The organism is Nocardia asteroides, from assembly GCA_019930625.1.
GTDB lineage: Bacteria > Actinomycetota > Actinomycetes > Mycobacteriales > Mycobacteriaceae > Nocardia > Nocardia sputi.
In genome coordinates this window covers 4,839,357-4,861,962 of sequence record CP082844.1, presented here as the reverse complement: position 1 = coordinate 4,861,962, position 22,606 = coordinate 4,839,357, and the positions used below count along the sequence as shown (strand labels likewise).

The 22,606-nt window shown below is 68.9% G+C and carries 26 protein-coding genes and 1 pseudogene; 10 read left to right on the top strand and 17 right to left on the bottom strand.

Annotated features, from left to right (window positions below; all coding sequences use genetic code 11):
• Window positions 1-129: 129 nt before the first annotated feature.
• Window positions 130-942 carry a 23S ribosomal RNA methyltransferase Erm gene (gene erm, locus K8O92_22520; protein ID UAK30663.1) on the top strand — a complete coding sequence of 271 codons (813 nt, stop codon included), beginning with the start codon at window positions 130-132 and terminating at the stop codon, window positions 940-942.
• Between the two features lie 69 nt (window positions 943-1,011).
• Window positions 1,012-2,175 carry a lactate 2-monooxygenase gene (locus tag K8O92_22515; protein UAK30662.1) on the top strand — a complete coding sequence of 388 codons (1,164 nt, stop codon included), beginning with the start codon at window positions 1,012-1,014 and terminating at the stop codon, window positions 2,173-2,175.
• Window positions 2,176-2,273: 98 nt separating this feature from the next.
• Here K8O92_22515 and thpD read toward each other — a convergent pair whose 3' ends face one another.
• The 11 genes from thpD to K8O92_22460 all read right to left on the bottom strand — a co-directional run bounded on the left by thpD (window position 2,274) and on the right by K8O92_22460 (window position 11,272).
• On the bottom strand, window positions 2,274-3,179 hold the full coding sequence (thpD, locus tag K8O92_22510; protein ID UAK30661.1) for an ectoine hydroxylase: 906 nt from the start codon (window positions 3,177-3,179) through the stop codon (window positions 2,274-2,276).
• 8 nt (window positions 3,180-3,187) lie between these two features.
• A complete protein-coding gene (locus K8O92_22505; GenBank protein ID UAK30660.1) occupies window positions 3,188-3,589 on the bottom strand; it encodes an ectoine synthase in 402 nt (133 codons plus the stop codon).
• On the bottom strand, window positions 3,586-4,863 hold the full coding sequence (gene ectB, locus K8O92_22500) for a diaminobutyrate--2-oxoglutarate transaminase (GenBank protein ID UAK30659.1): 1,278 nt from the start codon (window positions 4,861-4,863) through the stop codon (window positions 3,586-3,588). The genes K8O92_22505 and ectB overlap by 4 nt, the downstream gene beginning before the upstream one ends.
• Window positions 4,860-5,462, bottom strand: a complete 603-nt coding sequence (gene ectA / locus K8O92_22495) for a diaminobutyrate acetyltransferase (protein UAK30658.1) — start codon at window positions 5,460-5,462, stop codon at window positions 4,860-4,862. The genes ectB and ectA overlap by 4 nt, the downstream gene beginning before the upstream one ends.
• An 82-nt stretch (window positions 5,463-5,544) precedes the next feature.
• Complete coding sequence (locus K8O92_22490) at window positions 5,545-6,654, bottom strand: HAMP domain-containing histidine kinase (GenBank protein UAK30657.1); 1,110 nt, start codon at window positions 6,652-6,654, stop codon at window positions 5,545-5,547.
• The gene (locus K8O92_22485) at window positions 6,641-7,351 is read right to left on the bottom strand and encodes a response regulator transcription factor (GenBank protein UAK30656.1); all 711 of its coding nucleotides are present in this window, start codon (window positions 7,349-7,351) and stop codon (window positions 6,641-6,643) included. Before K8O92_22485 ends, K8O92_22490 begins: the two co-directional genes overlap by 14 nt.
• 445 nt (window positions 7,352-7,796) lie before the next feature.
• Window positions 7,797-8,063 carry a hypothetical protein gene (locus K8O92_22480; protein UAK35879.1) on the bottom strand — a complete coding sequence of 89 codons (267 nt, stop codon included), beginning with the start codon at window positions 8,061-8,063 and terminating at the stop codon, window positions 7,797-7,799.
• 651 nt (window positions 8,064-8,714) lie between these two features.
• A complete protein-coding gene (locus K8O92_22475) occupies window positions 8,715-9,500 on the bottom strand; it encodes an RNA polymerase sigma factor SigF (protein ID UAK30655.1) in 786 nt (261 codons plus the stop codon).
• Window positions 9,490-9,921 carry an ATP-binding protein gene (locus tag K8O92_22470; protein UAK30654.1) on the bottom strand — a complete coding sequence of 144 codons (432 nt, stop codon included), beginning with the start codon at window positions 9,919-9,921 and terminating at the stop codon, window positions 9,490-9,492. Before K8O92_22470 ends, K8O92_22475 begins: the two co-directional genes overlap by 11 nt.
• Before the next feature lie 166 nt (window positions 9,922-10,087).
• Entirely contained in the window at window positions 10,088-10,771 is a 684-nt protein-coding gene (locus K8O92_22465; GenBank protein ID UAK30653.1) for a PAS and ANTAR domain-containing protein, read from the bottom strand.
• Between the two features lie 87 nt (window positions 10,772-10,858).
• On the bottom strand, window positions 10,859-11,272 hold the full coding sequence (locus tag K8O92_22460) for an STAS domain-containing protein (GenBank protein UAK30652.1): 414 nt from the start codon (window positions 11,270-11,272) through the stop codon (window positions 10,859-10,861).
• Between the two features lie 390 nt (window positions 11,273-11,662).
• Between K8O92_22460 and K8O92_22455 the strand changes: the two genes are divergently transcribed.
• On the top strand, window positions 11,663-12,874 hold the full coding sequence (locus K8O92_22455) for a glycosyltransferase (GenBank protein ID UAK30651.1): 1,212 nt from the start codon (window positions 11,663-11,665) through the stop codon (window positions 12,872-12,874).
• 1 nt (window position 12,875) lies between these two features.
• Here the strand turns inward: K8O92_22455 and K8O92_22450 are convergent, their stop codons facing one another.
• Window positions 12,876-13,388, bottom strand: coding sequence for a DUF6328 family protein (locus K8O92_22450; protein UAK30650.1), 513 nt, complete (start codon window positions 13,386-13,388; stop codon window positions 12,876-12,878).
• A complete protein-coding gene (locus tag K8O92_22445) occupies window positions 13,375-13,800 on the bottom strand; it encodes a ChaB family protein (GenBank protein UAK30649.1) in 426 nt (141 codons plus the stop codon). The genes K8O92_22450 and K8O92_22445 overlap by 14 nt, the downstream gene beginning before the upstream one ends.
• A gap of 147 nt (window positions 13,801-13,947) precedes the next feature.
• Here K8O92_22445 and K8O92_22440 point away from each other — a divergent pair.
• Both K8O92_22440 and K8O92_22435 read left to right on the top strand, forming a co-directional pair.
• Window positions 13,948-14,781 (top strand): annotated as a pseudogene (locus K8O92_22440) (nucleotidyltransferase).
• Between the two features lie 5 nt (window positions 14,782-14,786).
• A complete protein-coding gene (locus K8O92_22435) occupies window positions 14,787-15,506 on the top strand; it encodes a metallophosphoesterase (GenBank protein ID UAK30648.1) in 720 nt (239 codons plus the stop codon).
• 12 nt (window positions 15,507-15,518) lie between these two features.
• On the opposite strand, the gene K8O92_22430 is transcribed toward K8O92_22435, so the two are convergent.
• The gene (locus tag K8O92_22430; protein UAK30647.1) at window positions 15,519-15,935 is read right to left on the bottom strand and encodes a CBS domain-containing protein; all 417 of its coding nucleotides are present in this window, start codon (window positions 15,933-15,935) and stop codon (window positions 15,519-15,521) included.
• 194 nt (window positions 15,936-16,129) lie between these two features.
• On the opposite strand from K8O92_22430, the gene K8O92_22425 reads away from it, so the two are divergent.
• The 5 genes from K8O92_22425 to K8O92_22405 all read left to right on the top strand — a co-directional run bounded on the left by K8O92_22425 (window position 16,130) and on the right by K8O92_22405 (window position 20,045).
• Window positions 16,130-16,471, top strand: coding sequence for a hypothetical protein (locus K8O92_22425; GenBank protein UAK30646.1), 342 nt, complete (start codon window positions 16,130-16,132; stop codon window positions 16,469-16,471).
• Window positions 16,472-16,549: 78 nt separating this feature from the next.
• Window positions 16,550-17,008, top strand: a complete 459-nt coding sequence (locus tag K8O92_22420; protein ID UAK30645.1) for a hypothetical protein — start codon at window positions 16,550-16,552, stop codon at window positions 17,006-17,008.
• Window positions 17,005-17,331: a hypothetical protein gene (locus K8O92_22415; protein UAK30644.1), complete on the top strand. Its 327-nt coding sequence runs from the start codon at window positions 17,005-17,007 to the stop codon at window positions 17,329-17,331. Before K8O92_22420 ends, K8O92_22415 begins: the two co-directional genes overlap by 4 nt.
• 223 nt (window positions 17,332-17,554) lie before the next feature.
• On the top strand, window positions 17,555-18,490 hold the full coding sequence (locus K8O92_22410; GenBank protein ID UAK30643.1) for a glycosyltransferase family 9 protein: 936 nt from the start codon (window positions 17,555-17,557) through the stop codon (window positions 18,488-18,490).
• Between the two features lie 49 nt (window positions 18,491-18,539).
• The gene (locus K8O92_22405; GenBank protein ID UAK30642.1) at window positions 18,540-20,045 is read left to right on the top strand and encodes an FAD-dependent oxidoreductase; all 1,506 of its coding nucleotides are present in this window, start codon (window positions 18,540-18,542) and stop codon (window positions 20,043-20,045) included.
• Here the strand turns inward: K8O92_22405 and K8O92_22400 are convergent.
• The 3 genes from K8O92_22400 to K8O92_22390 all read right to left on the bottom strand — a co-directional run bounded on the left by K8O92_22400 (window position 20,011) and on the right by K8O92_22390 (window position 22,604).
• Window positions 20,011-20,598, bottom strand: a complete 588-nt coding sequence (locus tag K8O92_22400) for a phosphotransferase (GenBank protein UAK30641.1) — start codon at window positions 20,596-20,598, stop codon at window positions 20,011-20,013. The two genes, K8O92_22405 and K8O92_22400, sit on opposite strands and share 35 nt — an antisense overlap.
• An 84-nt stretch (window positions 20,599-20,682) precedes the next feature.
• Entirely contained in the window at window positions 20,683-21,543 is an 861-nt protein-coding gene (locus K8O92_22395) for an SDR family oxidoreductase (protein UAK30640.1), read from the bottom strand.
• Between the two features lie 35 nt (window positions 21,544-21,578).
• The gene (locus K8O92_22390) at window positions 21,579-22,604 is read right to left on the bottom strand and encodes a protein phosphatase 2C domain-containing protein (protein UAK30639.1); all 1,026 of its coding nucleotides are present in this window, start codon (window positions 22,602-22,604) and stop codon (window positions 21,579-21,581) included.
• Between the last annotated feature and the right edge of the window lie 2 nt (window positions 22,605-22,606).

Here is a 22,606-nt window from a genome sequence, read left to right as displayed (position 1 = left end):
CCGATCTCCTGATCCGTTGAGCGCAATCCGCGACGGCGGCCGGTAACCGGTCGCCGGTCTCCACGTGCCCTGGCATGGGTCCGGGCGAATCACCCTTCCTGATTCGACCACTCCGTTCGGAGGACACCCATGTCCCGCCATCGTTCCCTTTCACATGCCCGCGACAGCGGCAGCCACCCCGCGACCACCCGCAAACGGCTGTCGCAGAACTTCCTCATCGATGCCGGCGTCGCCCGGCTGATCGTGCGCGCCTCGGGCGTTACCGCCGACGATCTCGTCCTCGAGATCGGCCCCGGCGACGGCATGCTGACCAGGCAATTGCTGGCTGCGGCCGGCCGGGTCCATGCCTACGAGAAGGATCCGCGCTACGCGACCCTGCTGCGCCGCCGCTACGCGGACGATCCGCGAATTCGGTTGTACCAGGGTGATTTCCGAGAAGCGCGCCCGCCACGGGAGCCGTTCGCGGTCGTTGCCAACGTGCCGTTCGCCATCACCACCGACATCGTGCGCTGGTGTCTGGCCGCGCGAGGACTCACCTCCGCGACCCTGCTCACCCAGCTCGAGTTCGCCCGTAAGCACTCCGGCTACTACGGCCGGTGGACCAAACTCACCGTGGGCCACTGGCCGACGACAGCGATCCGACTCGGCGCACAGGTCGGCAGGCATAGCTTCCACCCCGTTCCGCAGGTCGACACCGCCATCCTGCGGTTGCGCACCCGGCCCGATCCGCTGCTGCCGGGCGAGCAGATCGGTGAGTACCGCAACGTGGTCGAATTGGGTTTCTCCGGAGTCGGGGGCAGCCTGGCCGCCTCGTTGCGGCGGGAATTCCCCTCCCGAGCCGTACGCCGCGCCTGCGATAAGGCCGGAGTATCACTCGAACAACCGGTCGGACTGGTCTCCCCGGATCGCTGGCTGACCCTGTATCGCGCGCTGCGGGCCTGACCGGAAACCGAACTCGCTACAGAAACGTATCGGATACATTCATGCACCGAAGACGAGGACAGGAGCACCGTGACCAACTTCGGCGACTACCAGAACGAGATCTACTTCCAGGGCCTCGGAGGTGTCCTGCCCGACCTGCCGATGACGTATGCCGACCTGGAAGCGAAGGCCCGGGCGGCACTGCCACCGGCGATCTGGTCGTATGTGGCGGGAGGGGCGGGCGACGAGCTCACCCAGCGCGCCAACGTCACGGCTTTCGAGAAACTGGGCCTCATCCCTCGCATGCTGCGCGCGAGCAAGACACGGGACCTCTCCATCGAACTGTTCGGCATGACGCTGCCGACGCCGATCTTCCTCGCCCCGGTCGGCGTGATCGGCTTGTGCGCTCAGGACGGGCACGGTGACATCGCCACGGCGAAGGCCGCCGCGCGCACCGGTGTCCCGATGGTCGCCTCCACCCTCACCGTCGATCCGCTGGAGGACGTGGCGGCGCAGTTCGGCGACACCCCCGGGATGTTCCAGCTCTATACCCCGACCAACCGCGACCTCGCACAAAGCCTGGTCCGGCGAGCCGAGGCCGCGGGTTTCAGAGCCATCGTGGTCACCTTGGACACCTGGGTGCCCGGCTGGCGCCCCCGTGACCTGGCGGTATCGAACTTTCCGCAGCTGCGAGGACACTGCCTGGCCAATTACTTCAGTGATCCGGTGTTCCGCGCCCTGCTGCCCAGCCCGCCCGAACAAGACCCGAAAACCGCCATCCTCACTTGGATCTCCCTGTTCGGCAACGCGCTGACGTGGGATGACCTGGCGTGGCTACGCTCGCTGACGGACCTGCCGCTGGTCCTCGAGGGCATCTGTCATCCCGACGACGCGCGGCGAGCCAAGGACGCGGGCGTCGACGGCATCTACTGCTCGAATCACGGCGGCAGGCAGGCCAACGGCGGCATCCCGGCGATCGAGCATCTCCCGGAGGTGGTGGCGGCGGCCGACGGCCTGCCGGTGCTTTTCGACTCCGGCGTCCGCACCGGCGCCGACATCGTCAAAGCGCTGGCGCTCGGGGCGACGGCCGTCGGCATCGGGCGGCCCTACCCGTACGGACTCGCCCTCGGCGGCGTCGACGGCCTCGTGCACGTGGTTCGTTCGCTGCTGGCCGAGGCGGATCTGCTCATGGCGGTCGACGGGTACCCCACGATTGCCGACCTGACTCCGGAAGCGATCCGGCGGCTCGCCTGACCGGCGCGCCTACGGACGCTCGTGTCCCGCGAAACGCCACGAGCGTGTGACCCGCCCACTGGTCGGGTGGGTCACACGCTCGCGGCGGCGGCCCTCGATCAGGCCGACAGCGGCGTGAAGTCGCGGCTGCCGATGTAAGCCGGTCGCGGCGCGGGCGCGGCGAACGGCTCCACCAGCGTGTTGTGCACGCTGTTGAACACCACGAAGATGTTCGATCGGGGGAACGGAGTGATGTTGTTCGACGACCCGTGCATCAAATTGGAGTCGAACAGCAGCGCCGAGCCCGCCCGGCCGGTGAACTGGCTGATCCCGTACCGGTTCGCCAGCGCGGTGATGTCGTCGGTCGTCGGCACGCCGATCTCCTGCTCCTGCAACGACTCCCGATAGTGCTCGGCCGGTGTGCTGCCCAGGCACGGCACGAAAGTGTGGTGCGAGCCCGGCATCACCATGAGGCTGCCGTTGATCGGGTAGTTGTCGGTCAGCGCGATCGACAGGCTCACCGCGCGCGGAGCGGGCATACCGTCCTCGGCGTGCCAGGTCTCGAAATCGGAGTGCCAGTAGAAACCGGTGCCGCGGAAGCCGGGCATGTAGTTCACCCGGCTCTGATGCACGTACACCTGCGATCCCAGCACTTGCTCGGCCAAACGGAGCACCCGCGGCTGACGCACCAGTTCGTCGATCGCCGCGCTGAGCTTGTGCACTTCGAAGACCGAGCGCACCCGGTTCGACGACTTCTCCACGATCACCCGGTCGTCGTCGCGCAGGTCCGGGTCGTTCGCGAGCCTGCTGATCTCACCGCTGAACTCGGTCACCTCGTCGGGCGTGAGCAGCTGGTCCAGGATGGCGAACCCGTCGGCGTCGAACGAGGCGAGTTCCGGGCTCTCGATCTCCCCCCACACCGCGGGGTCGGCACGCTCCAAGTGCGGAGCGGCCGCACCGAGACGGGTCGGGTAGCGATCGTAGCGAGCCGTCTCGAGCGGGGCTTCGGTCTGCTGCAGAACCATTGGTGTTCTCAACCTCCGATCGTCGCGGCGGCGACCAGCGGGTAGACGCCGTTGCTGTCGTGAACCTCCTGCCCGGTGACCGGCGGGTTGAACACGCACATCATCCGCATCGTGGTGCGCACCTCCAGGCGATGACGTTCGTGTCCGTCGAGCAGGTACATCGAGCCGGGAGCGAGTTCGTATTCGACGCCGTTGTCCAGATCCGTCAGCGTGCCCGTGCCTTCGATGAGCCACACCGCTTCCACGTGGTGCACATAGTGGAACTCGTGCACCGTCCCCGCGTCAATGGTGGTCTCGTGGAAGGAGAAGCCGACGCCGTCGCCGCCGAGGACGATGCGCTTGCTGCGCCAGCCCTCGCCTGCCACGTCACGCTCGGTGCCGGTGATCTCCGCGGTCGTGCGCACGATCATGCGATCGCCCCCATCCCGCCGCACACCGACTCGACCGCCCCGCTGAGGATGTGCAGGCCCTGGTCGAGTTCCTGCTCGGTGACCGTCAGCGGCGGCAGCAGCTTCACCACCTCGTCGGTGGAGCCGGAGGTCTCCACCAGCAAACCGCGCTCGAAGGCGATCTGGCACACCTTGCCCGCCTGCGAGGGATCGTCGAACACCACGCCCTGCACCAAGCCGCGGCCGCGGGTCGAGACGCCAGGGAAGTATCCGGCCAGCTCACTCAAGGTACGGGCGATCTTCTCGCCCTTGGCCTTGGTCGCGGTCTGCAACGCGTCATCGGACCAGTAGTGGCGCAGCGCGGTCGTCGCCGTGACGAAAGCGGGGTTGTTGCCACGGAAGGTGCCGTTGTGCTCACCCGGCGACCACTCGTCCAGTTCCGGCTTGAACAGCACCAGGGCCATCGGCAAGCCGTAACCGCCGATCGACTTCGACAACGTCACGATGTCGGGCGTGATGCCCGCGATCTCGAAGGAGAAGAACGGGCCGGTACGGCCGCAACCCATCTGCACGTCGTCGACGATCAGCAGGATCTCCCGATCGGCGCACAGACCGGCGAGGTGACGCAGCCACTCCGCGCGGGCGACGTTGACGCCGCCCTCGCCCTGCACGGTCTCCACGATCACCGCGGCGGGGCGGTCGAAGCCGGAGGACGTGTCGTCGAGCACCTTCTCCATCCACTGGAAGTCGGCGGTGGTGCCGTCGAAGTAACCGTCGTAGGGCATGTGCGCGGCGTGCACCAGCGGCACGCCCGCGCCCGCGCGCTTGGCCGCGTTGCCGGTGACCGACAGCGCGCCGAGGGTCATGCCGTGAAAAGCGTTGGTGAAACTGACGATGGTCTCGCGACCGGTGACTTTGCGCGCCAGTTTGAGCGCGGCTTCGACCGCGTTGGCTCCGGTCGGGCCGGGGAACTGGACCTTGTAGTCCATCCCGCGCGGGGTGAAGAGGGTGTCGCGCAACGTCTCCAGCAGTTCCCGCTTGGCCACGGTCGACATGTCCAGGCCGTGGGTGATGCCGTCACCGGCGATGTAGTCCAGCAGCGAGCGCTTGAGCACGTCGTTGTTGTGGCCGTAGTTGAGCGCACCGGCGCCCGCGAAGAAGTCCAGGTAGTCCTTGCCTTCCTCATCGCGCAGCCAGCTGCCCTTCGCCGTGGTGAACACGGTGGGCCAGGCGCGGCAATAACCGCGCACGTTCGACTCCAGGCTCTCGAAAACGGTGGTGTCGGCGTTGATCATCGGTGATCCTCCTCGGTGGTACGGGCGGTCGGGGCGATGCGATACAGGTCTTCGGGTGCGTGGTTGTCGGGGAAGACACCGGCGTCGAACAGAGGCCGCTTGGTCATGTCCGCTCCCCTCGCCCGCGCCACCGACGTGAACAGCGCGATGGAACCGGCATTGTCCGGCGAGATGGTCGTTTCGAGAACCGAAACACCCTGGGCCGACACACTGTTGAGCAGGGTGTGCAGCAACTCGGCGCCGATGCCGCGGCCGCGCTGCGAACGGTCCACCGCGATCTGCCAGACAAAGACGGTGTCGGGCGCCTGCGGGCGGACGAATCCGATCACGTAGCCCACGACGCGGCCGTCCGACTCGGCGACCACCGAGGTGCCGGCGAAATCGCGGCACCACAGCAGGTACGCGTAGCTCGAATTGACGTCGAGCACCGCGGAATCCTTGGCGATTCGCCACATCGGAGCGCCGTCGCCCAAACGAGGCGTGCGCAGGACCACGGCTGGTCCGGCGCCTTTCCGGGACGGCGTGGCTCCCAGGGCGGCCGCGGCCTTGTCGACGCGCGATCGCTCGATCTCCGCTGGGGACAGGGTTGGCAGTGACATACAACTCCTCGTCGATCAGCAGTACTTATCCAGGCTTACGAAGCGACTTTGAGGTGAACCAGTCGACTTCTTTACGGTCGTATTACGGATTGATGTCGCCGAGCCGGGGCAGCCGCACGACGAATCGCGCGCCCCCGCCCGGTCGGTCGGTGCAGTCCACCCGGCCGCCGTGGGTGGCGACCGTCTCGGCGACCAACGCCAGGCCGATGCCCGTGCCCCCGGGCGAGCGCCGACCGCTGCGGGCGGTCGCGAATCGCTCGAAGATCCGGCTCCGGTCCGCGGGCGCGACACCGGGACCCGCGTCGTCGACGGTGAGCACCGCCTCGGTGCCGTCCCGGTCCACGGTGACCGCGACCACACCGCCGCCGTGCCGGTCGGCGTTGTGCAGCAGGTTGGCCACCGCGCGTTCCAACTCCACTTTGCGGCCGCGCACGGTGACGTCCTGGCGCACCGTGAGCAGCTCGCCCGGGTAGCGACGATCGGACAGCGTGTGGACCAGCAGGTCGCGCACCGACAGCGGCTCGGCGTCGCCGTGGTGCATGCCCGCTTCCACCCGCGCGAGCGCGAGCAGATCATCGAGCAGCTTGCGCAGGTGCTCGATCTCGGCGGTGACCAAGCCGAGCGCCCGCTGTGAACGTTCCGGCAGGTCGGTGCGGTGCCGGTTGAGCACGTCGACGCTGGCCATCAGGGTGGTCAGCGGCGTGCGCAGCTCGTGGCTGACGTCGCCGAAGAGCCGGTGTTCGCGCTCGATGCGCCGTTGCAGCGAGTCCACCATCGTGTTGAACGACTCGACGGTGATGGCCAGGTCCTGGTCACCGGTCGCGGGCAACCGCTGACCGAGGTCGCCGGAGGCGATCCGCGCGGCGGTGCCCGCCAGCTGGTGCAGCGGGGTCAGCACCCGCCTGCTCGCCCACCAGCCGACCGCCGCGCCGATCAGGGTGACCACGACGGCGCAGCCGATCAGTACGTTGCGCAGCAGATCGAGATCGGCGTTGAGATCTCCCGGTGACGCGCTGCCGGCGTGCGGTCGCTGCGCTTCCAGATAGCTGCGGCTGATCACGAACACCGAGACGACCATCACCAGTGACATCAGCGCGGCGATCGTCGCGAAAGCGGCGGTCACCCGAGCGCGCAGGCTCCAAGCGTTCGGACTCCAGCGTTCGGCGTCGATCCAGCGCTCAGCGCCGGACATCGAGGCGGTAGCCGAGCCCGCGCACCGTCACCACGATGCGTGGATCGGACGGATCCCGTTCGATCTTCGTGCGCAACCGCCGCATGTGCACGTCCACGATGCGCTCGTCGCCGAAAAACCCACGGTCCCAGACACGTTCGAGCAGCACCGTGCGGCTGAGCACCCGGCCCGGCGACTCGGCGAGTTCACACAGCAGACGGAATTCGGTGAGCGTCAGCCGGATCTCCTCGTCGCCGCGGCGTACTACGCCACTGTCGCGAGCGAGCACCAGCGGAGCCGTGTCATCGGCCTCGAGCACCACTTCCTGCGGCGTCTCGCGTTCGGCGGTGAGCCGCGAACGGCGGCGAACCGCGCGCATGCGAGCGGTGATCTCCTTGATCTCGAACGGCTTGGTGACGAAATCGTCGGCGCCGGCCTCCAGCGCGGCCACCACGTCGTGCGTGTCGTCGCGGGCGCTGACCACGATGATCGGGACGTCGTGGTCGCGGCGGATCTCCCGGATACATTCGAATCCGTCCATGCCACCGAGCATCAGATCGACGATCATCACGTCGGGAACACCGTTGCTACGCAGATGGGTGAGCGCGTCCTCGGCTTCCTCCGCTTCGTCGACGTCGTATCCCTCGTCCTCCATGGCCAGCCGTAACGCACCACGGACCCGGTCGTCGTCTTCCACGATCATCAGGTTTGCGCTCAAGACCTTATCCCTTGCAGACATGCGAAAGCGCGTCACGATGCGGACAACCGCATCCCCATACCGACGCGACCTTCCGCTTTTCGAGCAACCTTGCTCGGCTCCGAGTACCCGCGGCGCTGGGCCGGTAAACGTTCGGCAGACCGCTGCGGGCCCCTTGGTTCGGCTCTCGACGCTATACGGCGCGGTCGCTCGGTAGGGAACGGGGCACCGGCGCTGCTCGGTGTTCCGGCATTGCAGAGATTGCGCCCGGCAGCATCCATCTCATGAAAAATGCTCAGCGACATGGTCTTTCGTTGACACAATCGGACGCTTCCCCGCCCGCGCGAACCGAAGGACCGATAACCGAACTCACAACGCTGCCGTGCCGTGCGTCACATATCAGGGATGCTCCGGTCGCGGATACTCAACGGTGATCGGTCTCACGCGGTTTCCAGCGGATCACCGGCTATCGCGGGGGCTCCAGACGGTTGAAGTTGCTCGGCGGGCCTTCGGAGCCACGCTCCTGATACCAGAAGCGCAATCTCCGCGCATCGAACGTGGCGAACCACTCATCCCATCCGACCCTGCGCAGTACGGCGCCCCCGTACCCGGGGAAGTCGAACCGCAGCACGCCGAGCCGTCCGTCGTACTCGCTGCCCGGAACGGTCGCGGGCCGGGCGCCGCGCTGTTCGGCCCAGCGGCGGATGACGTCGTGATTCCTGGTGACGGAAATCCCCTCGGTCTGGGTCGGCGCCCCTGAGCCACCCGATCCGAACCACGGATTACGGGTGCCTGGGCAGCGCTGGTCGGTCATGACGAGCTCCTCGAGCCATCGGCATCTGTTGTCCGGCTCCTGTCTGACTACCCGTGGGGCATATTCCGCAAACTGCCCGGCCGCACCGCCGGCAGCGTGAGCGCCGGCCCGGTTCGGCAAGCGAACGATGGGTAACCCCGCCGATGACCGGCCGGATCGCGGCGTCTTCGCCGCGGCGCAGGCCGATCGACGAAAGAGGAGGAGTTCGCATGCCCAGCGCCGACGCGGCACAGACGGTCCGGCCCACGCCCGAGCCCGAACCGGTGCCGCCTACACCCGAGCCGGACCCGGTGCCGCCCATTCCCGAGCCGGACCCGGTGCCGCCGATCCCCGAGCCGGACCCCGTTCCGGATCCGAATCCCGTTACGCCGAAACCCGATCCAATGCCACCTGTCCCCGGCCCGGCGCCGCGTCCACCGATGCCCGGTCCGTCGCCGGCCCCTCCGCTGCCCGACCCCGGCCGCCCAGCGCCGGACCCGGGACTGCCAGGCCCGTCGCCGGACCCGGCCCCGCCGAACCCGGTGTAGGAGGCCCGATTTCAATTCCGCAGCAGTTCGGTTCCGCGGCGGTTCAGTCCCGCAGCGCCTGCTCGCGCAACGAGTTCAACGTCCTGGAGAGAATGCGCGAGACGTGCATCTGCGACACCCCGAGCCGCTCGGCGATCTGGTTCTGCGTCAACGACTCGAAGAACCGCATGATCAGCACTTGGCGCTCGCGTTCGGGCAGCTCGCCGAGCAGCGGTTTCACCGCCATGACGTCCTCGACCAAGTGATAGGAGGGCTCTTCGGTGCCGAGGCTGTCCAGCAGCGGCTGCGGGACGCTCTCGGCGTCCTCGCCCGCGACCGCGTCGATGGACGAGGACTGGTAGGCGTTGCCCGCGATCAGAGCCTGGGTCACCTCGACCAGATCGACCTCCAGCTCCGTGGCGATCTCCCTCGCGCGCGGCATCCGGCCCAGTCGCTGCGACAGCGTCTCGATGGTCGGACCGATGCTCAGCTGGATCTCCTTGGTCCGGCGCGGCACCCGAACGGCCCAGGTGTTGTCCCGGAAATGCCGCCGGACCTCGCCCATGATGGTGGGCACCGCGAAGGAGAGGAACGACGACCCGCGCGAAACGTCGAAACGGTCCGCGGCCTGCACCAGCCCCAGTCGCGCGACCTGCAGCAGATCGTCGAAGTTCTCGCCGCGGCCGGAGAACTTGCGGGCGATGTGCTCGGCCAGCGGCAGGCATCGCTCGATCAACTCCTGCCGCAGAGCCTCCCGGCGCGGATCGCCGGGACCCAGAGCGGCGATCTTCTCGAACAGCGGCTCGATGTTGTCGTAGGAGTCTCCCCGCGACCTCGGCTCACCCGCCATTCGGGGCACCCCGCACCCAGCTGAAGTCGATCACCGTGGGGTATCCGCCCAGCACGCTGTCGTAGGAGCCCTGCGCGGCGGCGATCGAGTCGGTCAGCGTCCGCACGATGTGCCAGCCGAACCCGGCGTGGCCGACCACCGACTCGGTCGCCGCGACCGAGGACACGTGCACGAACATCTTGTCGGTGTCGTAGGTGAACTCGCAGTCGATCATCGAGCCGGGCGCCGCGTCGAGAATGAGCGAGGTCGCCACCTCGTCGAGCGCCAACCGGATGTCGGTCACCTCGTCCAGGGCGAAGTCGGCGATGAGGGCGACGGTCTCGGCGAGCGCGCGCAACATGGTCAGCTGTTCCAGTCGGGCGGGCACCCGTACGCCGACTGTCGTCGTGTCGGTAAAGGATCGGGAAGTCCACTCCCCCATTGCCCATCACCACCTTGTCCTCACAGCCACTCCACTGTGGCCTGGATACCGCTGCGGGTTCTCCTCCAGCCACCGAAACACCGCAGGCGCCGCGGACTGTGGACCAGAAAGACCGCCGCGTTCCTCGTCGGAGGACGTACCCGCCGAGGCCGGATCGAAACGCGGATCAGTCGGCGTCGAGCCGCTCGTGTGCGGTGAGCAACAGATGGTCGAATTCGGTCCGCAGCCCTATCGTGACGCCCTCCAGGCCGGGCAGATCGGCGACCAGGCGCGCGGCCAGCCTGCGCAATTTGACATTGGTTTCCTGCGACCGCCAGCTCAGCACCCGGAACGCCTGCTCGGGCCCCACCCCGTAGATCACCATGAGCGCGCCCTTGGCCTGTTCGATGACCGCGCGAGCGGCGTACAGCTCGGGGAGCGCGCCGTCCAGCGTCTCCTGCCGGTGCTCCTCGAGGGTGTCGGTGACGTCGATGTAGTACCCGGAGGTGCCGACCGCCCGGCCCGCCTCGTCGACCATCCGATCGGCCACCAGGATCACATGGTGCACGCTGCCCGCGGTGTCGATGATGCGGTGGCGGCTGGAGAACGGCTCGGCGTCCGCGACCGACCGCGCCAATGCGCTGGCCACCGCGGCGCGATCGTCGGGGTGTTTGTGCGTCAGCAGCAACTCCGTCGTCGGCGTCACCGCTCCCGGTGCGTAACCGTGCATCGCCGCGACCTCGTCCGACCATTCCCATCGCTGGTCGGCGAACCAGAACCGGAAACCGCCGACATTCTGCGGCGTTCCCCTACCGATCACCCCGTCCAGCGCGAAGGCGTCCTCGGGCTGAACCGACCTACTCTCACTCACCGCTGAAGTATCCGATGCCGGCGCGCCCGATGTGACCGGATCCGGCAGGTCACACCGGTCGGCACGGACCTCTCGCGGGCGGCCCGCTCAGGCGTCCAGGGCCGCCCGCATGGACGTGTAGCGCGGGAACATCGACCGCACGCCGGTCACCTCGAGTGCCCGCTCCACTCCCGGTCCGCCCGCGACGACGCGTAGATCCGGACGGCCCAGCCCGTCTCCGCGCAGCGCGCCGAGCCGCGCGGCCGCGCGCAGACTCATGAACCTCGCCGCCCGCAGATCGATCACCACGGCGTCGCACGGTGACTGCAACGCACGGTCGACCGTCTCGAAGAACTCGGCCGACACGGCGGCGTCCAACTCGCCTTCGACTCGGACCACGACGCATTCGCGACGGCGATCCACCCGCTGCGCCCACAACCGGTTGTCCCGACGACGTCCCGGTCCCGAACCATTGAGATGCACACCTTCGGCGTGCTCCCGTAGCAGAGAAATGGCAGACAAGTCGAACCTCCCGAGTAGGGGGTATCCAGTCCTCCGCGGCGGCTGGGGGCGAGGGCGGCGCGAACGCGAATCGGTTGCCGTGCCGTCCCATCGACCGGCTGCGCCGAAAGCGTCGAACCGGGGTCGGCTGTGATCTCAACCTTCCTACAGTGTGGCACGGTCGCCCCGTTCCCGACAGCGTTCGGTAGGAGAACGTGACCCCGCCAGAACGCCCCTCACCGGCACTAACCGACCGTCCGGCCGGCGAGGCGACCGCTGACGTGGGGTTTCATCGGGCCACGTCCGGGCATACCCCAACATATCCCCCGAACGTCACGCGATGCCGGTCGTAGGGCAGTCGCGCGCATTCGCGCGTCCCGGATGACGCCCACGACGAGAACGGAGCACCCGGTGAAGATTGCCATGGTTTCCGAAGACGCCAGCCCCCTCGCCGAGAAGAGTCCCGCCGACGGGGGCGGTCGCGGCCAGTACGTAGCCGAACTTTCGGCGGCGTACGTGCGACGTGGGCACGAGGTGACGGTCTATACCCGCCGCACCAGTGCGCGTGCCCCCGCCGAGCTGGTCGCCGCGGGCGGATTTCGGGTGGTGCACGTCGAGGCCGGACCCCCCACACCGCTGCCGATCGATCGGACACTGCCTTACCTGGGAGACTTCGGCACGTTCCTGCGGAAGCACTGGGCCGCCGAACAACCGGACATCGCGCACGCGCACTACTGGAAGTCCGGGCTCGCCGCCGAGTTGGCGTCGCGCGCGCACGGCATACCGGTGGTGCTGACCTTCCACGGGCTCGGCACCGTCCAGCGGCGCTGCGAAGGTCTCGCCGATCCGAGCCCCCGTTCGCGCATCCGTTTCGAGCGGCTCATCGCGACGCGGGCGGCGCACGTGGTGGCGACGTGCTCCGACGAGGTCGCGGAGCTGGCCAGGATGGGAGTGCCCCGGTTCCGGATCTCGATCGTGCCGTGCGGTGTGGACCTCACCACGTTCACCCCGGAAGGCCCGACCGCCGATCGGCACGCCACGCACCGATTGCTCGCGTCCGGAGAGTTGGCGCGGCGCAGCGGATTCGACCCGGTCATCAAGGCGCTGCCGGACCTCCCGGACACCGAACTGGTGATCGTCGGCGGCCCCGCCGCCGACGACGAAGACGACGCCGAAGGTCGCCGCCTGCGCCGCCTCGCTTCCGATCATGGTGTGCGAGAACGACTTCGGCTGGCCGGGCCGGTGGGGCGGCCGATGTTGCCGCGACTGTATCGCTCCGCCGACGCCGTGCTGTGCACCCCGTGGTACGAGCCGTTCGGCAGAGTGGCGCTGGAAGCGATGGCGTGCGGGAAGCCGGTGGTCGCCACGCCAGTCGGTGGCCTGCTCGACACGGTGGTCGACGGCGTCACCGGCCGATTCGTCGCCCCACCCGAACCCGACGCGATCGTACGGGCGGTGCAACCGCTGCTCACGGACTCGACGCTGCGCGACACCTGGGGCGCCGCGGGCTATCAGCGAACCGCGGGCCGCAACTCCTGGGATCGGGTCGCGGCCGAAACGCTCAGCGCCTATCACCGCGGCGCACCGGCCCGGGCAGGCGAAGTCGTCTCCTGGGCCCGGTGAATCAACTGTCGTCGGCTCGGGCCTGCGCGGACGCGGCACGCCAACGCCACGGGGCCACCAGCCACGTCCACAGGAACAGCATGACGGTGGCGACGCCCGTGGCTACCGCCGCGGCAGTCCCCGTCACGTAGTCCACGACGAGGATCACCGCGCCGATCAACGCGACGCCGAGCAATGCGACGCCTGCCATCGCGTAGCGGTGCGCCGCGGCGACGACGTTGCCCAGGCGGTGCCGCCTGAACAGGATGCGATGCCACGACACCGGCGCGATCAGGAAGACCGTCGCGCCGACGGCGGCGGCCAGGGTGACGATGTACAGCGCCCGCATGCCCGTCGACAGGGTGGCGAAGGCCGCCTGGAACGGCAGCACCAACAATGCCCCGAAGAGGAATTGCACACCGGTCTGCACGACGCGCAATTCCTGGATCAGGCTGGCCCAGTTCCGATCGAGCCGTTCGAGTTCGGTCTCGCCACGCGCGCGGCGTGCCCAGTCACCGTCGTCATTCCCGGGCACGCGCTGCCTCCCGGCGATTGCGTTTCATGATCGCCTCGACGAGTTCGTCCTTGGTCATGCGCGAGCGGCCCGGGATGTTCAGCCGCCGGGCGATCTCCAGCAGATGCTCCTTCGACGCGTTGGCGTCGACGCCTTCGGCCGTCTCACCCCGCGCGTCCGGACCGCCACTTTCCGCGCGTTCGTCCGAGGGACCGCGGTGCGGCTTGGGCTCCCAATGGTCGCCGACTCGCTCGTAGCTGTGTTTCAGCGCGGCATAGGCGACGCGGTATGCGCGCTGCTCGTCGCCGTCGTATTGCTCGAGCGCGGCATCGTGCGCCGCGGCGAAGGTGCGCTGCGCCTTGGCCTCCGACCGCCGCAGAGTGCTCGGCAACTCGGACTTCTCGACGTCGCCGCGTGCTGTGGTCTTGGGCATGTGCCGCTCCCTTCCGTCCCGGAGCCGGTGCCGTGAGCAGGATGGTCGAAAGCCCGGTGCTGACGACGCGTGCGGGCACTTCGGATATCCGGTCGCATACCCGGTGAAACGTCGATTAACCCGGCGTCTGCCGGGTACCACCGTTGCATGGCTGTTACCACCGACCAGTTGCTGCATGCGCTCACCCGCACGGTGAACGCCTTGGCGGCGACAGATATCCGGTTCGCGGTGGCAGGCGGCTGTGCGGTCTACGCGCGTGGCGGCCCGGCTTCCCAGCACGACGTCGACATATTCGTCAAACCGGAGGACAGTGCGCGGGCGATCCACACGCTGGCGCGGGCGGGCCTGCGAGTGTGCGACCCACCGGAGAACTGGCTGCGCAAGGTCTATGCCGACGACATCCTCGTCGACGTGATCCACCGCCCGAACGACCGTGATGTGACCGACGAACTGCTCGACCGCGCCACGGTGATGCGGATCGGGCCGGCCAAAGCGCCGGTGATCAGCGGCACCGACCTCATGGTGGACAAGATGCTGGTGTTCGACGCGCACCGCCTGGACCTGAGCCCGATCCTGCACATCGCGCGTGACCTGCGGGAACAAGTGGACTGGGAAGCGGTGCGCGAGCAGACCAAGGCCTCGCCCTACGCGCGGGCGTTCATCGGCCTGCTGGACGATCTCGGCATCACCCGCACCGGAAAGGTGGAGTAGATGGAGCAGCCGCAATACCTGGTCGCACGATTGCGCCGGGCGCTGGCCGAGGACCCCCGCACCGCGGAACTCGGTGTGCAGGTGACCATTCGCGGCGACGTCGTGGTGCTCGGCGGCGAGGTGAGCAGCGAACAACGCAAACAGCAGATGGAAACCGTCGTACGAGAGCAGCTTCCGCACGCGCGGATCCACAACGACGTCCATGTCACCCGTCCCGCGGCGCCTGTCGACACCGAGACGCTGGAGCAGGACGGATCCGAAAGGAGTTGAGCGGCATGCGGATAGCCGCGGTCGGCGACGTACATCTGGGCGTGGATTCGGGCGGGCAATGGCGGCCCGCCCTCGACGGGCTCGCCGCGCGAGCCGACGTGCTGCTGCTGGCGGGCGACCTGACGCGCCACGGCACCGTCGACGAAGCGAGGGTCGTCGCGGCGGAGTTCGCCGACTTGGGCGTGCCGGTCGTCGCCGTCCTCGGCAATCACGACTATCACGGCGACGCCGAGCACGAGATCACCGCCGTGCTGACCGACCGTGGCATCACGGTCCTGGAAGGGACTTCGGTGACGCTGAACGTAGACGGCAGCACGCTGGGGGTGGCGGGCACAAAGGGGTTCGGCGGCGGCTTCGCGGGCAAATGCGCGAGCGTCTTCGGCGAACCCCTGATGCGCGAATTCGCCGCGCACACCGTGGACGTGGCTGCCGCACTCGGCGACGCGCTCGCCGCGTTGGACACCGACTTCACCGTGGCGCTCACGCACTATTCCCCCATCAGCGACACGCTGCACGGCGAGCCGAGGGAGATCTATCCGTTCCTCGGTTCCTACCTGCTCGGCGAGGCGATCGATGAACACGGCGCCGATCTGGCGCTGCACGGTCACGCGCACGCAGGCGCCGAGCGCGGCACGACGCCGGGCGGCATCCGGGTGCGCAATGTCGCCCAGCCGGTGATCCGAGCGGCGTACGCGGTCTACGACCTGCACCCGGCCGCGGTCTGAGACATATCGGGCTCAGAAGTCGGTGGAGATCGCCTCCACCGTGCTCCCGGACTGCTCGTTGTCGACGGTGGTGGCCACGTCGGCCTGCGAGATGATGCCGACCAGCCGGCCCTGCTCCAGCACCGGCACGCGGCGTACCTGATGCTGCGACATCACCGACATGACCTTGCGCACGTCGTCGTCGGCGTCCACGGTGACCAGCTCCCCACCGAGCTCGCCCGCGTCGACCCCGAGCGGGTCCTTGCGCTGGGCGATCACCTTGACGACGATGTCGCGGTCGGTGAGCATTCCCTTCAGCTTGTCGTCTTCGCCGCAGATGGGCAAGGCGCCGACATTCAACTCCGCCATGCGCTGCGCGGCCGCTACCACCGTGTCGCTGGACCGGACGCATTCCACGTTCGGCGTCATGATGTCCCGTGCTGTTGTCATCGGGGTCCTCCTGGGACTTCTCTCGAGTACGAGCGCCCAGAATCGGGCGACTCGCTGACGTCGTACCCCCGTTTCGGATGGGCTAACGCGGGCATTCGACCGGTATGGCCGCCTCGGCCGGCCCGACGCGAACGTCCGGGCCCGGGGCCGCCCGCGCATCGAAAATCGTTGTCGCTCAGTAGAAAGGAGCTCCGATGCTGCCAGCACCGAACGAGCCGACCGCAGGATCCGGCCCCGGAGAGCAGCACCCACCCCGGAGCCACACGTTTCCCGACGACACCCGCACCAACCGTACGCACGCCGGAGAATCCATCGAGGACACCCGCAACTGGCCGGGCATGATCCTCGTCGGGATCGGGATCGTGACCATCGCGCTCACGCTCACCGCCGCCGGATACGGATTCGAGGGCTGGGCGGTGATCGCGGGGGTCGTCAGCGGCGTCTGCATCATCGCGGGCATCCTCGTGATCGTCGCCGAGCACCGCCGGGTCAAAGCCCGAGAAGGCAAGCGGCTGCGGGACGCCGCCGGTCATTGATCGCGCCGTGACCGGATCCGTCCGAAGCCCACGCGAGGCAGCCGCCCGTGGAACGCGGCTCGACACACAGGAGAAACAATGACAGACCAGCCCAACCGGCTCCTGGGCCGCGTCGTCCTGCTCGTGGGCGCGCTGGCGGCGGGATCGGTGCTCACGGCATGTTCGGGTGACGACGGCGATCCGGCCGCGGACACGCCCGAGCCCGCGACCGTGTCGATCACCATGCCCGGCCCGACCAGCGCGCAAGTGCCGAATCCCGACCAGATCACCGCGGAGGCGGCGGGGCAGTTGTGCGACATGATGCGCGCCGACATCGACACCTGGCAGGGGCAGGGCGCCACGGTAGCCAAGGTGACATTCAACGGCACCGTGCACAACTGGGCGGCCCGCAACGGCGGCCTCAACGACGTGGTCCTCACCGACCGCGCCACGATCGACGCCATCACCACGCAGAACTGCCCCGATGTGCGTGAACAAGCCGTGCGAGCGCTCGACGTGCCCGATCTCGCCTCGGCTCTGGCGGGAGTCGGCCGATGAGCGCCGTGCGCCGGTCCGGCCGCCTGAGCATCGCCGTCGCGGCCGCGCTGGCGGTGTGCGCGGCAGGGTGCGGCGACGAGCCGGAGAAGATCGTGAACAAGGGCGGCGACACCCCGTGCAACGAATACGTCGCCCAGGATGCCGACAAGCAACGCGTCACCACGGAGAAGTTCCTCGAGCAGGAACGCGAAGGCGAGGGAACGCCCGACGCCACGACCGTGGACGCCGCGATCGCGGCGATCAAGCTGATGTGCGCGGCACAGGCCAATCCGGACACTCCGATCCGGAAGGCCGATCTCACCGGCATCTTCGTACCGAAATAGCGCTGCCCATACCACTCCCGCCGGGGTGATCCAGGCGCCGAACCGGGCGGGAGTCGCCGGACCCGTGCGTAGCCCTCGACAACGGCGTCGAGGACCGCACGCGGCCCGACGGGCTTCGAGACGTGTTTCCTCGAAGCTTTGCGGCACACCCCGCCCCGGGTCGCCAACGACGTCGACCCGGTCGGCGGGTCCGTGCCGTTCGCGCCGGAAGTGGAGGCTTTCCGTGACCGTCCTGCTCGCGCTGCGCGCGCACGGGTTGCGGGAGCTGCTGACCGCGGTTCCCGCCCTGCGCGCCTTACACGATGCCCGTCCGCGACACCGGCTCGTCCTCGCCGCTCCGGGATGGCTACGCCCGGTCGTGGACCTGGCCGATTGCGTCGATGAACTGCATGCGACCCCTATGGCGGGCGGACTGCGCTGGAATGCGCCGCCGCCGACCTTCGCGGTCAATCTGCACGACGCCGGGGCCGACAGTATACGCGCGCTGCTCGCGACGGATCCGGAGCGGACGATCACGCACCGCCACAAGGGTTTTCCGCTGGTGCCGGGGCCGCTGTGGGAACCAGGCCTGCACGAGACCGTGCGATGGTGCCGGCTGCTGGAGTGGGCCGGTATCGCGGCCGACCCGGCGCGCCTGGACATCACACCGCCGCCGGAGAGCACCGGCGAGCGCCGATCCATCGTCGTCTATCCAGGTGGTGCACCTGCCCGGCGCTGGCCTGCCGAGCGGTTCGCGGCGGTGGCCGCCGGCCTGCGCGACTGGGGATGCTCGGTGCACGTCGTCGGCAGCGCCGCGGATCGTCCGCTCGCGCGCGCCGTCGCCGAACAGGCCGGATTGCCCGAAACCAGCGTGCTCGCAGGGCAACTCACGCTGCGGCAACTGGCTGTTGCGGTGGCCGACGCGTCGCTGGTGCTCAGCGGCGACACCGGCGTCGGGCATCTGGCCACAGCGTTCGGCACCCCGTCGGTGCTGATCTTCGGCCCCGATTCGCCCACGATCTGGGGGCCGCCGCCGGAACGAGTGGCACATACCGCGCTGTGGGCCGGACATGTCGGCGATCCGCTGTCCGATACGCCCGCGGCGGGGTTGAGCATGATCAGCGCCGCCGAGGTGCTCGCCGCCGCGGACCGGCAGCTCAGTGAGCACGCGTCGATATGAGGAAGCGGCGCGGGCGTTTCACCCCGCCGAGACCGGCTATGCCGGGCTTATGACGTCCCTATGGTTGCACGGCGCGCAAGTTCCGGCGCGGTTGCGGTTGACGCCGGGATCGCGCTTCGACACGGTGGTGATCGGCGGTGGGCTCACCGGACTGGTGACCGCACTGCTGCTTGTCGAGAACGGCGTCGAGGTGGCCGTGGTCGAAGGCAGGCGCGTCGGCGCCGGGACGACCGGCGCCACCACCGGGAAGGTCAGCCTGCTGCAAGGGACTCGCGCTCAGCAGATCGCCCGCCACCACTCCGACGACGTCCTGCGCGACTACGTGGAGGCCAACCGCGAAGGGCAGGAATGGCTGTTGCGTTTCTGCGCCGCACACGGCGTTGCGGTCGATCGGGTCGCCGCGCTGACCTACGCGCAGAGCGAGGACGAAATGTCGGCGGTGCGCGCCGAATACGCCGCGACACAGAAGGCGGGCCTGCCCACCGAACTGCTCGGCGAACCGGATGTCCCGTTCCCGGCGCACGGCGCGGTCCGCTTGGCCGATCAGGCGCAACTCGATCCCATGGCGCTGTTGGCCGCGCTCGCCGCCGACGTGGAGTCACACGGCGCACCGATCTACGAATCCACTCTGGTCCGCGGCGTGCATCACGGCGCGCGCGGTGATCTGGTCATCGATACCGAGCACGGCGATCTGGGTGCGCGCCGGGTGGTGCTGGCCACCGGGACGCCGATCCTCGATCGGGGCGGGTTCTTCGCTCGCCTCACCGCGCAACGTTCCTATCTGGCGGCGTTCGCACTGGACGAACCGATCCCGCGCGATATGTACATCAGCGCGGGCAGCCCGACCCGTTCCCTGCGTCGCGCGCAGGGAACGGACGGTGAACTCTTGCTGGTCGGTGGCAACGGCCACGTCGTCGGGCGCGGCGGGTCGACCCGCGAGAAAGTCGATGACCTCGTGAGCTGGACGCGGACTTGGTTCCCCAGCGCCGAGTTGACGCACCGGTGGTCCGCCCAGGACTACTCCCCCGTCGGTGAACTCCCTTACGTGGGCCCGGTGCTGCCGGGACAGCACGACATCCAGCTGGCCACCGGTTACGCCAAATGGGGTCTGACCAATGGTGTGGCTGCGGCCATCGCGCTGGCCGGGCGTCTCACCGGAGCGCAACCTCGGTGGGCGGGCGCGCTCGCGAGCTGGCGTCCGGACGAACTCAAGGCGTTGCCCGCGGCCACGAAGACCAACGGGGCTGTGGCGGGCCGACTTTCCGCGGGCTGGTTGCGGGTCGCGACCCGTCACGACGGCGCGGCGCCGGCCGAAGGCTGTGGCACGGTGCTGCGCGAGGGCCTGCATCCGACCGCCGTGTGCACGGTGGACGGCGTCACCAACCGGGTCTCCGCGATCTGCCCGCACCTGTACGGCATCGTCAACTGGAACGACGCCGAACGTACTTGGGACTGCCCGTTGCACGGTTCGCGCTTCGCCGCCGACGGCACGCTGCTCGAGGGTCCGGCCACCAGTTCGCTCACTCCCCTGCAGGTGCCGCGCGACATTCCTTGAGCGTCCGGCACCCGCGGACCGGCGACCAGTCCTCCAGTGGTCCGGCCTCGTCGAGTATTTGATCGACCGTCTGCTCGACCGTCAGATCCGAGGTGTCCAGCCAGAGCCCGATCCGCGGGGTGGTCTCGCGCAGCAGTTTGTCCAGACCGGCGACGGTGAATTCGTCGTAGGCGTCTTTGCCGCGCCCGGCCTCGCGTGCGGCGACCGCCTCGGGGCGCGGCGCCAGCACGACGACATAGCGGGGCCGGGTGCTGATCAGACCCGCCATCCAGGGCAGGAATTCGCCGAGTACGACATCTTGCACGACCGCCGTGAAGCCGGAGCCCGCATAGGCGTCGGCGGTCGCGGCGGCCAGGCTGTACCGCAATCGCAGCTGAGCGAGCGCCTCCGGCGACGGGTCGGCGCTCATCTCCACGCGACCGCGCACGACTGATCGACGGAACACGTCCCCACGCACGTGGGCCGAGCGCGGGAACCGTTCGGCTAGCGCCTGAGCGACGGTGGATTTGCCCGCGGCCTGGATACCGGTGATCAGGTAGACAGCCGATGTCATGGAGACGATCATGGCGAGCCGCGGTGACGCCGTCGACTAATTTTCCCGCCGCTCGGCTCGGTCCGCTCGATGGTCCCGGTGCGCTCAGTTCGCGGGTGCGCCTGCCTGCTGCTCGACATAGCGATTCATGGCCCAGTTCAACCCGCGCATGGCGAGGTTGTAGGCGGGCGGGAAGTACCTCTGCGCCCAGAAGCCCACGCGAATGTCGGGCGAGGTGAAGACCAGGTAGCGGTTGCGCTCGACGCCGCGCACGATGGATCGGGCCGCCGCCTCCGGTGTGACCGCGTGCCGCATGAACAGCGCGACGCCACGCTGCACCGCTTCGGCCGTACGGTCGACGCCCGCGATATCGACGCTGTCGACCATGGGCGTGGCCATCGCACCGGGACACACCAGGCTCACGCCGATGCGGTGGCGCGCCAAGTCGAAACGCAGCACCTCCGAAACCCCGCGCAGGCCGAACTTGCTCGCGCTGTAGGGCGCGTGCCATGGCAACCCGAACAGGCCCGCCGCCGAGGACACGTTCACCACATGGCCGCCGCGTCCGGCCGCGATCATCGGCGGGACGAACGCTTCGATCACGTGGATCGGGCCCATGAGGTCGATGTCGATGGTGCGCCGCCACTGGCTGTGCGTCAGCCGGTCGACGGTGCCCCAGGTGGCGATGCCCGCGACGTTCATGACGATGTCGACGCTGCCGACCGCGTCGTGGGCCGCCGCCGCCAGTGCGACGACCTGGTCGTAGTCACTGACGTCGGCGGCCTCGGCCAAGTGGACGGTCGCACCCGCGTCGCGCGCGTCGGCGGCGGTGCGCGCCAAACCCTCCGCCGCGATATCGGTGAGCACGAGCGCGGCGCCCTTGGCCGCCGCCGCGAGTGCCGTACTGCGACCGAGACCACTGGCCGCGCCGGTGATCAGACAGGTTTTCCCGGCGAACTTCGTCATAGTCGACGACCATACGCAACCATGAACATCGCTGTCTATGGAACCGGTGAACCGCTCTCCCAGGGGATGGGCGCCAGCGCGACGGTGATGTTGTCGCCGCCGCCGCAGCGCAACGCGAACTCCGCGAGCATGCGCGCCGCCTGGGCGGGACTCGCCCCAGCGACCTGCTCGGCGAGCGCGGACGGGGAAGGCGAGTAGTTCCACAGTCCGTCGGAGCACAGCAGCAGCATGCCGGGCCCCGAGGTGCGCATCGTCCGCACGCAGTTGTCCGCCCATGGTGTCGGCGGGCTGTCGGCGCCGAGCCAGCGGATAAGCGTGTGTGCTCGTGGGTCGGCCATCGCCGCACGCTCGTCCATCGCGCCCGCGTCGACCAGCGCCTGAGCCCACGAGTCGTCGACACTCAGCCGTTGAGCGGGTTCGCCGCCCGGACCGGCGGGCAACCAATAGGCCCTGCTGTCCCCGACGTTGGCCACGGTGATCTCGGTTCCAGCACCGTTGTGCGCGACGATCGCGGACACGTAGGTGCACGAGGGCGCCGGACCGTCGGGAACGTCGACTTCGCGGACCGCCTGCGCCGCGGCGGCGAGTCCGGCCATGATCGCCTCGGCGGCGGGTGATCCCGTGGCGAGCGCGGCGGCGGTGGCGCCGACACCGGCCCGGACCGCCGCACCGGAAGCCACCTGCGGCCGCGACGAAGTCGACACCCCGTCGCTGACCGCGATCACGACGGCCGACGGCGCCTCGGGCGCCACGCCTTGAAGCACCCCGGCGGCGACGGCGTCCTCATTGCGCGCATGGACGATGCCCCGATCGGTGAGCACCGCTACCGCGCCGAGATCGGTGTCGAAGCGATCCGGCACGGCCCGCGAACGGCCACACTGCGCGCAGCGCCCGTCGGTGTCGAATCGGTCGGCCCCGCACTCGGCGCACGGCGTCGGGTCGTGCCCGGGCAGGGCGACGTAGCGATAACCGAGTTCGAGACCGCAGGACGCGCACCGTCGGCTGTCGAGCCCGACAGCCGAGCATCCGGCGCAGCGTAGATCGGCACCCTCATCGCTCATCG